Source organism: Flavobacterium rhamnosi (assembly GCF_048286515.1).
In the GTDB taxonomy this organism is placed as follows: domain Bacteria; phylum Bacteroidota; class Bacteroidia; order Flavobacteriales; family Flavobacteriaceae; genus Flavobacterium.
Genome location: NZ_JBLVPS010000018.1, coordinates 81913 through 94195, shown reverse-complemented (window position 1 = coordinate 94195; position 12283 = coordinate 81913). Strand labels below are relative to the sequence as shown.

Below are 12283 nucleotides of genomic sequence, written 5' to 3'. Positions count from 1 at the left end.
GCGTACGATTTAGCTCAAGATTTGAGAAATATCTTCGAGAATGTAACGGATAAAATTATAGGGCTCTCAAGGTTAGCTAAATGGCATGAGAAAGTAAATCAATCCGGTTTCAAGTCCTTTAATACAGTCTCAAGATCTATAGAGAATCATTATCAAACCATATTAAACTATTTTAACAACAGAAGTACCAATGCTTCGGCAGAATCTTTCAATGCTAAAATAAAAGCATTCAGATCAAAATTCAGGGGTGTTAGAAACGTTGCATTTTTCCTTTTTAGGCTAACTAACATTTATGCTTAATTATTGCTTCCCCACAGGTTTTAGGACTGATCCGTTTTTATAAATATTGAAAAGTGCTTTAAAACAAAAAAACCTGCGAATCCTTGGATTTGCAGGTTTTACCACGTTTTTTGCGGGTTTTTGAAAAGATTGAAAAAGTTGCCTTTTTGCTTCTTTTACCCTTTTGGTGGGGAGAGCAGGATTCGAACCTGCGAAGTTTACACAGCAGATTTACAGTCTGCCCTCGTTGGCCGCTTGAGTATCTCCCCAAGACTCAATAAGCATTGCTTATCGTGCTAACCGGGTGCAAATATATAAACTGTTTCGAAGTTTCCAAACTATATTTACACTTAATTTTAGTATTATTTTTAAAGTATTGGTATTGAATAAAATAAAAAAATCTCCACTAGGGAGATTTTTTGTTTTATTCAATTGAAGCGGCTTATTTTGCTAAAAGCTCTATAATTTTGGCTCTTAATTCATCACCTCTTAAATCTTTTGCGACTACATTTCCTGAAGCATCAAGAATAAAAGTAGCAGGAATTGATGTTACTTTATATTGTGCGGCTATAGGTTCATCCCAAAATTTTAAATTTGAAACTTGATACCATGTTAATTTATCTTTTGCAATAGCATCTTTCCAAGCCTTAGCATCTTTATCTAAAGATACGCCAACAATGTTAAGCCCTTTAGAATGCAATTCTTTGTAAATGGCAACAACATTAGGGTTTTCTCTTCGACAAGGACCACACCAAGAAGCCCAAAAATCTACGATTGTAACCTTTCCTAAGCATTCCTTCAGAGAAATTACCTTTCCTTCAGGATTAGGACCTGAAAAATCGGCTCTTCATTTCGTTTCAGCAGCTGGAGCTGGAGACGGTACAGCAGAAGTAGCTCCTACACTTGGTGATTTCATTTCAGCAAGTTTGGTTTTAATTGCTTTACCTGGTTTTGTGTTTTTTAATGACTCCTCTAAACCGTTGTATAATTTTTCAGATTTTGCAAGATCCGTACTTGGGTCATTAAGCATCCCTTGAATGATTAAAGCAGAAATAAATGATTTTGGGTGCGTTTCAGCATAAGCTACATATTTAGCTTTTGAAGCAGTACCAACTTCTTCTTGAAGTTTTGAAAACTCTTTCATCAATCCATTGATAACTAAAGTATCTTTAGTTTGCTGAGCAGTATTCATTGCTTGCATGTTTTTAGTTTGAAAATCAATTAATTTCTTTTGAACTTTAGTGATTTCCTCATTGAAGGTAACGTATTCTTCATTATTATAAGTTCCTGAAACCTTAGATTTAGGGATGCTGTCTTTATTGATTGCAATTGCAATTTCACCTGTTTCTAATATAAAAGGGATTTTTGCCTGTGCGCCTTCAAGTTGTAAAGTATGGAAAGATGGTTCAGTTACTTTTCCTTTAATTTCAAATTTACCATTTTCAACTTTTACAGTATCGATAGCAACCATTCCAGTTTCATTCTGTGTTTCCAGAATTATTGTTTTACCATTTTCAATTCCTGTTGCAGTCCCTGAAATGATGTATTCATCTTTGCCAACTTTGCTACAAGAGATTAAAACAACAGTAGCCGAAAGTAATAAAATTATTTTTTTCATTATTAATTAGTTAATTAAGTTAAGTGTGCAAAAGTATTTAAAATTATAAATTATAAATAATTTTCGAACCTAAATTTTTGTTATAATTTTTCATTCTTAATTAGGCAGTGCACTGTGTCTAATTTGCACGCATTTTATTCAATAATTTGGACAGGTTCTATTCCTTTAATTAAGGGTGTGGTTTATTAAAAAGAAGTGGCGAAATTTTTTGACAGCAATGCTATTCAATTCAATACTGAATTTTTTTCGATTGCGGTAGTGTATAATCTGAAATTGTAGTTTTGAAGTAAAGTAGGCGGAATTTTTAAAAAGTATAAAATTTAAATAATTCACTACTATTTTATTTAAGAATTGTATTTTACTTCACATTTAACAATGTCATTTTCAGCATGCTCCAGCTCATTGATGGTAATTTTTATGTCTAGATTTATTCTCCTTAACTCTTGGTGTAGATTAGAACAAATAGGGTCAGATTTTAGATTACTATCTATTTTAGATTTTTGCTGCTGTAGGATATCAAGTGTTTCTTTTGCCTTCTTATATTGTGATTTGTATAATATGCATGGATCTTTCATGATAAATTTCAGTTTTTTTTTACAATTGCAAAAGTACTAAAAAACAAGTTTATAAAACAGTAGGAATTTATTTATTGTTTTGTATTTTGTAAGAAAAAAACAGCTATTAAAAGAGGTGAAAATAAAAAAGCACCCTTTTAAAGGATGCTTAAGTGTTTGTATTCTTTTAGAAAAATTAATCTTGATTGATTGTTTTTCTCCATGTAAAAGAATTAAGGATGTGTCTTTTTGCAAATCTCCCAGGAGAATCAGCATTAACCATTTTTACATAAGTTGCTTTAGGAACACTGATGTATTCGTAAACGCTTCCATTTGAAAAATTGATAATCAATCTGCCTTCAACGAATTTGTAATCTGAAATTGTTGCAGTTGCAATTGTTTCAGTATATTCAGGTAAGTTTTGTTTAAGAGTTTCAGGGTTGATACTTACCAAAAAATGATAAGCTTCAATAATTTTTTTACTGTTTTCCTCTGCAGCTTTTAATCCTTCATCATCTCCTTGAAATTTGTCAGGATGCGCTTCTTTCATCGCATTACGATAAATCGTTTTTAATTCTTTAAGCTCAGCAGTTTTGTCTACATTTAGTAGTTTGCGGTATTCAACTATTTTTTTCATAAATAAGGTAACTACTTGTCTTTTACCATAAAATCAATATAATTTGATTTCAAAATCGACAATTTTTTTGCAAAGGTACACTTTTTTTTAAATTTTTAGTTTGTGACAAAAAAATATTCAAAAAAAAAGAAACTGAATTCTGTTTTTTTTGTTAAAAAAGGATGCTGGAGATGGACTATTGTTGTGGTTTATTATTGGCTTTGTCGAAATTTTTAGACTTTTTTGGATATTTGTTATAACTGATATCGCTTGGATTTTCAATTATTGATTTTATTGTAATCCAATCACCAACAGTATGTTTTTGTGCCATTTTATAGTCTAAAAGATATTCACCACAAAAGAAATTGTTGTTTTCATCTTTTTCCATAATTCCGGTGTAAACACCTTTTTGTAACATTCTTTCTTCAGAAGCTTTGGTCATAATCAATTTATTTATAATAATTCTAGTTGGCAAAGTTAATCAAATATTACTTGTCTTACTATGTTTTAGAGTTTCTGATTACCTTTGTTTAATGGAAAAAATATTTCGTCCCAGCCCCAATTCCTTCAAAAATACATTTTGCGTCTTTCGAGAAGAGCCTTTAGATCGCATAAATGGATTAGAACTTCAATATGACAGTAAATCCGGAAGTAAATATTACTATACTAAAGCAGGAATGTATCGTTTATCTAATCACTGGGGAAGGTTGGCCAATAGCAAATGGCGTTTAGAACCTTTGGATCCCGAAACCGGGTCTAAAATAAAACTGGGTTTTGCTTCCTGGGTTGATTTTTACGCGGATAATGCAATTGAAGAGTTGTATTATATAGAGGCAAATTATATAAAAAACACAGTCAATTACCAGCATAAAAATAATCCGAAATACGACAATAAAGCCATACTGCGGACTAGTTTTGAAACGACAAAAAGAATCAAACAAATTCGGAATTTACTGAACCTGACTTCATGGGCTAAGTATTTTGATTATGACGATTTAGATGTTTTGCGTCAACAAATAGTAAATGAACTTATTTTTACCAATAAAACTTTAGAAGAAATAAAGAGACAAATAGTTTAATCATTTGAAGCAATCAGTACTAAGTCCTCTGTTGTGATCGGTTTTGATAAATAGCCTAAGATATCAGGATACGTTTTTGATTTGTTTTTGTCTTCTACAGCAATGGAGGAGCTTACGATATAAATCGTGATTTGTTGGCTTATTTGAGTTTTCAATGAAGCCATTTCTTCCATGAATTCCCAGCCATCCATAATTGGCATATTAATATCTAATAAAATTATATCAGGAAACAATTTATTGTTTTCTATCGAATTATGTACAGCGTCTATGGCATCCTTTCCATTTTTGAAAGAGGAAATTGCTGAAAACATTTCTGATCGTTGAATTATTTTATTAACTATGATTTGGTAAATAGCATCATCGTCTACTACCCAGATTCTTTTTTTTGTCATTGAATATAAATTTTAAATGTCGTTCCTATGTTAGGTTCACTTTCCACGGTTATATTTCCACCCATGGCATCAATTTGATTTTTTGTTATAAAAAGGCCAATTCCTTTCGAATCAGCATTGTTACTGAATGTTTTGTACATGCCGAAAATCTTATCGGCATTTCTAACAAGGTCAATCCCAACTCCGTTATCGGAAATTTGAAGTACTTTTAGATCGTTTTCCATAAACCATTTTATTATTATAATTGGTTTGCGCTGCGGATGACTGTATCGAATGGAGTTAGATATAATATTATAAAGAATGCTTTCCAGATAGGCGGGATTGTAACGGATCATTACATCATTCGTGATAATTGTAGAAATGGAAACCTCTTTTGATGCTATTTGTTCGCAAAGTACATTTTGGACTCTGTCAATGTATTTTTGCAAGTTTAAAGGTTCGGAGACTAATCCTAAATTGGTTCGAATGTTTATTACTTCGTTCAGGTGAAGCATTGTCTCATTTAGGGAATTGGAGACCGATTTTAATAATTGGATCATCTGTTCTTTTTCTTCCTCTGATTCAGAAGATTCTATTAAATCCATAATAGATGCAATGTTACTGGTATGAGATCTTAAATTATGGGAAACAATGTAAGAGAAATTGAGGAGCCTTTTATTTTGTTCAGTGACTAAATTGAAGGAATTATTTAAATCTTTTTCGGCTTCTTTAGTTTTAGAAATATCAATCATAATACCACGTAAACTTACTGCTTTACCATTCTCAAAGACGATATTTACGATATCTCGTAGCCAAACGACTGTTCCGTTCTTGGCAACCATTCGATATTCAAAATCATGATTTAAATTAGCATCCGTTTTAACCTTACAATAATTTTGAACCCATTCTTTGTCTTCCTGATAAATATGGTCTGCCCAAAAAGTAGGATTTGCCAGCCATTCCTCTGGGGTATATCCCAATATATATTCTACTTTTTTACTGATAAAAGAAAAACTAAAGGTTTTTACATCACACTCCCAAACAATTCCGTCTATGGTGTTAATTAGCGATTCTACCCTTTTTTTGGTGTCGAGGATAATTATTTCGGTGGCCCTTCGTTCGGTAATGTCCTCTGTTGAAACGATAATTCGTTCAAATGTTTTCCGATAGCCCCGAATTACATTCCATCTTAAATTAACATCACGATATTCTCCTTCAGCATTTTTTATTCTGGAGTAGATACTAAATTGTTTTTTACCCTGAGTAATTGCGATTAAATGCTTGATGAAATCAGCTGTAGATTTGAAATCAAGCAGATTGGAGTTGGTATTTATTAGTTCTTCCTTGGTCTTTACCTTGTGGAGCTTAAGACAAGCATTATTGACATTGATTACTTTAACTAATGAGTTGCATTTAGTAACGACATCTGGATGGCTGTATAAGTAGTTAGCAACTATTTCTTTGTTTTCATTGGTTAGATTTAACTCCTCCAGGTACTTTTTTACTTCAGAAAAGTCTTCTTCTCTCAGAGGTAGAGGCGAGTCATCAAACAAACTTTTAAATCGCGTTTCTGTTTTTTTGATTAATTCTTCCGTTTCTTTTTTTAGCGTAATGTCTTCTACAATTGCAATATGAGAGGTTACCTTTTCATTTATTTTCCAAAGTGGGGAAACGGTAAGGTTTATCCAAACTATATTGCCGGACTTTGTGATATATCTTTTTTCCAAAGAATAGGACCTAATCTCTCCTTTTCTCAGTTTTTCTAAATTCATTAAATCTTCTTCTAAATCATCGGGATGTGTAACGGATTGAAAATTTTTCTCTTTCATTTCCTGATGGGAATACCCTAACAGGTGGCAATACTGTTTATTAATTTCAATAAAGTTGCCGGAAAATGAATCTATATAGGCAATTCCTACAGCTGCCTGATCAAAAATGGCTCCAAACATTATCTCTGACTTCAACAGTTTTTTTGATTGTGTGTTTACTAAAGATTGTAATTCTTCAGGAATTTTCAATAGGATATAGATCAAAACGCCAAAAAGTGCGGCTAAAATAAATCCTATAATTGCGGGAATTACAATTTGAGAATAGAGATAATTTTGGTGCTTGGATATTAGGTATAGCTTCCAGTCGCTATCCTGTATCGTCGTAGCTATATTATATTTTTTTGAAAAATCGGTTTTGTTTTTTAAGTAGAAAATTTCTTTTTGCTCTTCAGGGATATATTTTGAAAACTGGAAGTAATATTTTGAATCATCTGTGTTTTTGATTCCTGAAGATTTTAAAAAAGTTTCTAATTTAATAACAACAGCTGAAAATCCCCAAAACTTATTATTCCTGAAAACGGGAAATCTACCTACAATTCCCATTCCGCCTTGCTTTAACTTTAACGGGCCAGCAAAATACATCTTTTGAGTTGCAACTGATTTTAAAGCTTCTTTTTTGAGATGAGGTGAGGTTAAAAGGTCTAAGTTCATCGCTGGTTCATTGCCTTTCATTGGATAAATATACTTTATCACCCCATTTGGAACTAATTGAACAGCACTAATACTGGAATTTGATTCCATCAGTTTTTTGCCTACATAATCAAAATTTTCAGGGACGCCTTTGTCATTGATTGTTAGTGCTAATGTTAAGGTGGTTGTGTAACAGTTTTTAAGTGATTGCTCAATGTTTTGATGTACAACATGAAGAATGTTATTCATTTCCCGCTGTTCGTCTTCTTTTATGAGTCGATACTGTTGCGAGACAATAAAACCTGCAATATAGCTTAATAATAGGAACGTGAAGAACCCTGTAGTTTTTGGCCGGTTTAAGAACCAACTGATGAATTTAGGGTGTTTTTTGTTCTCCATTTATACTATTTGGCAGGATTGGCAAAGCTTAATTATTTTGAAATAAATGTATTAAAAAATAATTTAGAACCATAATATTTTATTAGTATAGCTAAATCTTTAATTTTTAATTAGTTAAAATGTTTTTTTCTCATAAATAATACTTATTGGATATCCTGATTTAGGATAAAAACTGATAATTGAAAAAAATAGCTAACTCGTGCAGAATTTTAAAATAGAATTAGAAGCATGGCTGACCTAAATTAAATTGGCTATTGCTTAAAAGAAATAAATTATCAAATTAAAAAAAAATTAAATTTCAATAAATAAACCGAACTTTGCAGTAGTTTGCTGAATCAAATAACTGATTTAAGAATTAAATAGAAAAGACAATGAGCAGAAATAACGAAAGAAATATAAAAAAGCACAACGATAAATTGCATAAAGCGCAGGATAAAGTAAAACAAGCTGAAATTCTGCGAAAGGAAAAATTGAAACAAATTGTAAAGAAATTCAATGAAAATAAACCATTAGATAATAATTAAAAAAAGAGCATCATGGAAAAAAATAAATTTAGTGAAGTAAAAAGTGGTGTTCAGGAAATAATTGATTTTATTGCTGAAAAAAATGCCAGAGAGGCGAGTAATAAATTAGTTGAAGTTAGTGAGGAACTGGATGAATTACTTGACTTTGCCGAAGAAGATGAAGATTTAATAGAGATAAGTAAGTATCAAGTATTATTGAATCAATTGCATCAAAAAATTATTGGGCTTGACGGACAAGTAACCGATGCAATTTAAAATTTTTCTATTATAAAATGATTGAAAAAAAATGCTACTGCGGTTCTCAAGAAATTTTTCAGGACTGTTGCGCTCCCCTTATAAAAGGTATTCAAAAAGCCCTAACAGCTGAAGCCCTAATGCGTTCGAGGTATTCAGCTTATGCAACACATGAAGTTGACTATTTAGTAGCAACAACCCATATTTCTGAAAGGAAATACCATTCTAAATCCGAAATTCTAAATTGGGCAACCACCAATCAATGGCTTCAATTAGAAATTAATGCTGTGACAGCTACTACAGTGGAATTCAAAGCCTATTTTTTGGATAGCAAACTTCAAAAACATATTCATCACGAACTTTCTACTTTCAAACTTGAAAACGGAAGCTGGTTTTATGTTGACGGAAAATTTTTTAATTAGTTTTCTTTGTACTATAATCTAGGGTAATCATGCCTTCATGTTTTTAACTAAAAATTAATAAACGTTTGTCTGGACTGCATTTTAAAATGATGTAATTTTAAAGTCTATGAAAAATGACGCAAAAAAAGGATTTTATTTTAAGCAATACGAAGCCCCATTCCAGTCTCCGTTTGATAAGCTCTTTACTATTTTTAAAGAATTGATCACACATACTTCGGGAGATTTTGAGGAAGCAATAAATTGGTTGCGTGAATTGGATAAAGAATACAATCTGACGGATGAAAAGTATACCATTGATGATTTTATTGAAGATTTAAAGAAAAAAGGCTACATCCGTGATGAACTTAAGGAGGATGGAACTTCAGGAATTGGTATTACTGCCAAAACGGAACGGGCTATTCGCCAGCAAGCACTGGATATTATTTTTGGCAATTTAAAACGTTCTGGAAGTGGCAATCACAAAACGAAACATTCAGGAACTGGAGATGAACATACCGGTGAATTTCGGGAATTTCATTTTGGTGATGGTTTGGAACGAATCTCTTTAACCGAAAGTTTGCGTAATGCCCAAGTCAATAATGGCGTAGCAGATTTTATGTTGACCGAAAATGATTTAGTTGTCGAAGAAACGCAGTATAAATCTCAAATGAGTACGGTTTTGATGATTGACATCAGCCACAGTATGATTTTGTATGGCGAAGACCGAATTACACCTGCTAAAAAAGTAGCAATGGCTCTTGCCGAGCTAATTACGACGCGTTATCCAAAAGATACTTTAGACATTCTTGTTTTTGGGAATGATGCCTGGACGATAGCTATAAGGGATCTGCCGTACTTGAAAGTGGGACCGTATCACACCAATACTGTTGCAGGCTTGCAACTGGCTATGGATATTTTGCGTCGAAAACGAAACACGAATAAGCAAATTTTTATGATTACCGACGGGAAGCCTAGTTGCGTTCGGGAAAAAGATGGCTCTTATTATATGAACAGTAATGGACTTGACGAATATATTGTCGATAAATGCTATAATCAGGCGCAACAAGCTCGAAAATTACACATTCCAATAACAACCTTTATGATTGCTAATGATCCCTATTTACAGCAATTTGTAAATCGGTTTACCGAAGCCAATCAAGGAAAAGCATTTTACACTGGATTAAAAGGACTTGGCGAAATGATTTTTGAAGATTATGAAACGAATCGTAAAAAAAGAATAAAATAAAGCAATAATGAAAATAGCAAAACAAGACAATTCAAAAATATGAAAATAGACAATATAAAAACACTCGGAGAATTAAAGAAATCAGGTTACCTAAGCAAAAGCATCAAAGATGAATTGCGTTCTAATCTTAGAGAAAAAATAAAATCAGGGGAAGCAACATTTGAAGGTGTTCATGGATTTGAGAACACGGTTATTCCAGAATTAGAAAGAGCTATTTTGTCGCGACATAACATCAATTTATTGGGGCTTCGTGGTCAGGCCAAAACCAGATTGGCGCGTAAAATGATAGAATTGCTTGATGAATACATTCCGTTTGTGAGTGGCTCCGAAATTAATGATGATCCTTTAAGACCGATTTCTCGTTTTGCCAAAGATATAATTGAAATCAAAGGAGATGAAACTCCAATATCCTGGATGCATAGAAACGACCGTTTCTTTGAGAAATTAGCTACGCCTGATGTAACAGTTGCAGATTTAATAGGTGATGTAGATCCGATAAAAGCAGCGAATTTGAAATTGTCGTATGCTGATGATCGTGTGATTCATTTTGGGATGATTCCAAGGGCCAATCGTTGTATTTTTGTTATTAATGAACTACCTGATTTACAAGCTAGAATTCAGGTAGCCTTATTTAATATTCTACAGGAAGGCGACATTCAGATTCGTGGTTTTAAATTGAGAATGCCGCTTGACATGCAATTTGTGTTCACAGCAAACCCGGAGGATTATACAAACCGTGGAAGTATCGTAACGCCCTTAAAGGATAGAATTGGTTCTCAAATCCTGACACATTATCCGGAAACCATTAAAATTGCCAGAACCATTACCGAGCAGGAAGCTAAACTGGATGCAGTACAAAGCGATATGGTGTACGTCCCTTCGTTAGCGAGAGATTTATTAGAACAAATCAGTTTTGAAGCAAGGGAAAGTGAATACATAGATAATAAAAGTGGTGTAAGTGCAAGGTTAAGTATTACCGCACTTGAGAATTTATTAAGTACAGCAGAAAGAAGAGCATTGAGATCAGGAAAAGATAAAACTACTTTACGACTGTCTGATTTTATGGGAATTATTCCCGCCATTACCGGAAAAGTTGAATTAGTTTATGAAGGAGAGCAGGAGGGAGCAGCGGTAGTGGCACAACATTTATTAGGTGATGCGATTCATACTTTCTTCCCTGCCTATTTTCCAAAAATTGAAAAACTAGAAAAGCAAGACCAGAAAACGCCATATACAGATATCATCGAATGGTTTTTTGCTGAAAGTGGTTTTGAATTATTGGACGATTGTTCTGATGAAGAATATGAAAGAATTCTGGGAAGTATTGTACCACTTGAAGTTTTAATCAAGCAATACCAACCACAACTTGAAAAAGAAGACAAATTCTTCATGAAAGAATTTATTCTTTGGGGATTGGTCGAATACAAAAAACTAAGTAAAGACCGCTTTTCCGAGGGCTATCAGTTCAAGGATATTTATGGAAGCTTTATCAGTAAATTATAAAAAAAACAAAGAGGGTTTGGATTTATTTCTAAACCCTTTTTTAGTAGCTTAAATTTAAATTTTACAATTTGGATGCGCTTAAAGAAGTAACTACAAGAAATGTACTGTTTTTTTTTCTTTTTTATTAGCGAATAGGCAGTTTAACTGGCAAGTGCATTTTTATAGAATAAATTCTAAAGAAATATTTTTATTTATTTCACAATGAGGCTGTAACGATTTTATTTAGTCTACCTTGTCCCGTTGGCAGTCTAAGCAGTCAATACAAACAGACATGGAAAATAGCTTTGAGGCTTTGATTGCTACTTATATTGAAAACAAGGTAGGTGTATCCGAACATTTTTTGAGTACCGATTTGGCTAACAATTTAAAGCAGAATCTGCTTGCTTTAAATCAGGCCAGCTTATTAATGGCTGCAGGAATTGGAAATTCAGAGAAAGTTTCTTATGATGGTGCGATACGCAGTGATTCTATTTATTGGCTTGACAAAAAACATAACAATGCATTCGAAAATGAATTTTTCACTCAGATCGAAGCATTTATTCTCTATTTGAATGAAAGTTGTTATGCGGGAATAACGGGCTATGAATTTCATTATTCGTTGTATGAATCCGGTGATTTTTATCTAAAGCATTTGGATCAATTCAAAAATAATCCTAGCCGAAAATACTCTATGATTAGTTATTTGAATAGCGATTGGAAAGAAAGCGACGGTGGTGAATTACTCATTCATCAATTGGACAACAACCAAAAAATTTCGCCCACTCAGGGTAAAACCGTTTTCTTTAAGAGTGATGAATTAGTTCACGAAGTTTTGGTAACACAAAATACCAGAATGAGCATTACGGGATGGCTGAAAAGTGATTGATATTTCTATAGTATTCAAAATCAATAAGAAATGGAAATTATATTGAGATTGGAGCTGCTGAAATAATATGTTGAAGAACTAAAAAATAACTTTGCGAAGCGCTGGATTTTAAAATTAGTTATTAGGGCAAAATTT

General features: G+C 32.7%; 14 protein-coding genes, 1 tRNA gene and 1 pseudogene. 8 read left to right on the top strand and 8 right to left on the bottom strand.

Features of this window, described 5'->3' with window-relative positions:
* The coding region (locus ACNQGN_RS14220; protein WP_417988488.1) for a transposase at positions 1–300 on the top strand (300 nt) is incomplete at its 5' end.
* Positions 301–464: 164 nt separating this feature from the next.
* On the opposite strand, the gene ACNQGN_RS14215 is transcribed toward ACNQGN_RS14220, so the two are convergent.
* The 6 genes and pseudogenes from ACNQGN_RS14215 to ACNQGN_RS14190 all read right to left on the bottom strand — a co-directional run bounded on the left by ACNQGN_RS14215 (position 465) and on the right by ACNQGN_RS14190 (position 3509).
* A tRNA-Tyr gene (locus ACNQGN_RS14215) sits at positions 465–548 on the bottom strand.
* 173 nt (positions 549–721) lie between these two features.
* Positions 722–1108, bottom strand: a pseudogene (locus ACNQGN_RS14210) (TlpA family protein disulfide reductase); the annotation flags it as partial.
* Positions 1109–1126: 18 nt separating this feature from the next.
* Positions 1127–1897, bottom strand: a complete 771-nt coding sequence (locus ACNQGN_RS14205) for a DUF4369 domain-containing protein (RefSeq protein ID WP_417988487.1) — start codon at positions 1895–1897, stop codon at positions 1127–1129.
* Between the two features lie 344 nt (positions 1898–2241).
* Positions 2242–2472, bottom strand: coding sequence for a hypothetical protein (locus ACNQGN_RS14200; RefSeq protein ID WP_417988486.1), 231 nt, complete (start codon positions 2470–2472; stop codon positions 2242–2244).
* 175 nt (positions 2473–2647) lie between these two features.
* A complete protein-coding gene (locus ACNQGN_RS14195; protein WP_416852750.1) occupies positions 2648–3088 on the bottom strand; it encodes a KTSC domain-containing protein in 441 nt (146 codons plus the stop codon).
* A 175-nt stretch (positions 3089–3263) separates the two neighbouring features.
* Positions 3264–3509, bottom strand: a complete 246-nt coding sequence (locus tag ACNQGN_RS14190) for a hypothetical protein (RefSeq protein ID WP_035672083.1) — start codon at positions 3507–3509, stop codon at positions 3264–3266.
* Between the two features lie 91 nt (positions 3510–3600).
* Here ACNQGN_RS14190 and ACNQGN_RS14185 point away from each other — a divergent pair, with 91 nt between their 5' ends.
* A complete protein-coding gene (locus ACNQGN_RS14185; RefSeq protein ID WP_417988485.1) occupies positions 3601–4146 on the top strand; it encodes a hypothetical protein in 546 nt (181 codons plus the stop codon).
* Here the strand turns inward: ACNQGN_RS14185 and ACNQGN_RS14180 are convergent.
* Positions 4143–4538, bottom strand: a complete 396-nt coding sequence (locus ACNQGN_RS14180) for a response regulator (RefSeq protein ID WP_417988484.1) — start codon at positions 4536–4538, stop codon at positions 4143–4145. The genes ACNQGN_RS14185 and ACNQGN_RS14180 overlap by 4 nt on opposite strands.
* A complete protein-coding gene (locus ACNQGN_RS14175) occupies positions 4535–7375 on the bottom strand; it encodes a PAS domain S-box protein (RefSeq protein WP_417988483.1) in 2841 nt (946 codons plus the stop codon). Before ACNQGN_RS14175 ends, ACNQGN_RS14180 begins: the two co-directional genes overlap by 4 nt.
* A gap of 371 nt (positions 7376–7746) precedes the next feature.
* On the opposite strand from ACNQGN_RS14175, the gene ACNQGN_RS14170 reads away from it, so the two are divergent.
* From ACNQGN_RS14170 to ACNQGN_RS14145, 6 genes are all read left to right on the top strand, one after another.
* Complete coding sequence (locus ACNQGN_RS14170) at positions 7747–7899, top strand: hypothetical protein (protein ID WP_417988482.1); 153 nt, start codon at positions 7747–7749, stop codon at positions 7897–7899.
* Between the two features lie 12 nt (positions 7900–7911).
* Complete coding sequence (locus tag ACNQGN_RS14165) at positions 7912–8154, top strand: hypothetical protein (protein ID WP_417988481.1); 243 nt, start codon at positions 7912–7914, stop codon at positions 8152–8154.
* A 17-nt stretch (positions 8155–8171) separates the two neighbouring features.
* Positions 8172–8555 (top strand): YchJ family protein, encoded by a 384-nt coding sequence (locus ACNQGN_RS14160; protein WP_417988480.1) that lies wholly within the window; start codon positions 8172–8174, stop codon positions 8553–8555.
* A 106-nt stretch (positions 8556–8661) separates the two neighbouring features.
* A complete protein-coding gene (locus ACNQGN_RS14155) occupies positions 8662–9780 on the top strand; it encodes a vWA domain-containing protein (RefSeq protein WP_417988479.1) in 1119 nt (372 codons plus the stop codon).
* A 39-nt stretch (positions 9781–9819) separates the two neighbouring features.
* Complete coding sequence (locus tag ACNQGN_RS14150; protein ID WP_417988478.1) at positions 9820–11283, top strand: AAA family ATPase; 1464 nt, start codon at positions 9820–9822, stop codon at positions 11281–11283.
* A gap of 271 nt (positions 11284–11554) precedes the next feature.
* Positions 11555–12148: a 2OG-Fe(II) oxygenase gene (locus ACNQGN_RS14145; protein ID WP_417988477.1), complete on the top strand. Its 594-nt coding sequence runs from the start codon at positions 11555–11557 to the stop codon at positions 12146–12148.
* Positions 12149–12283 lie beyond the last annotated feature (135 nt).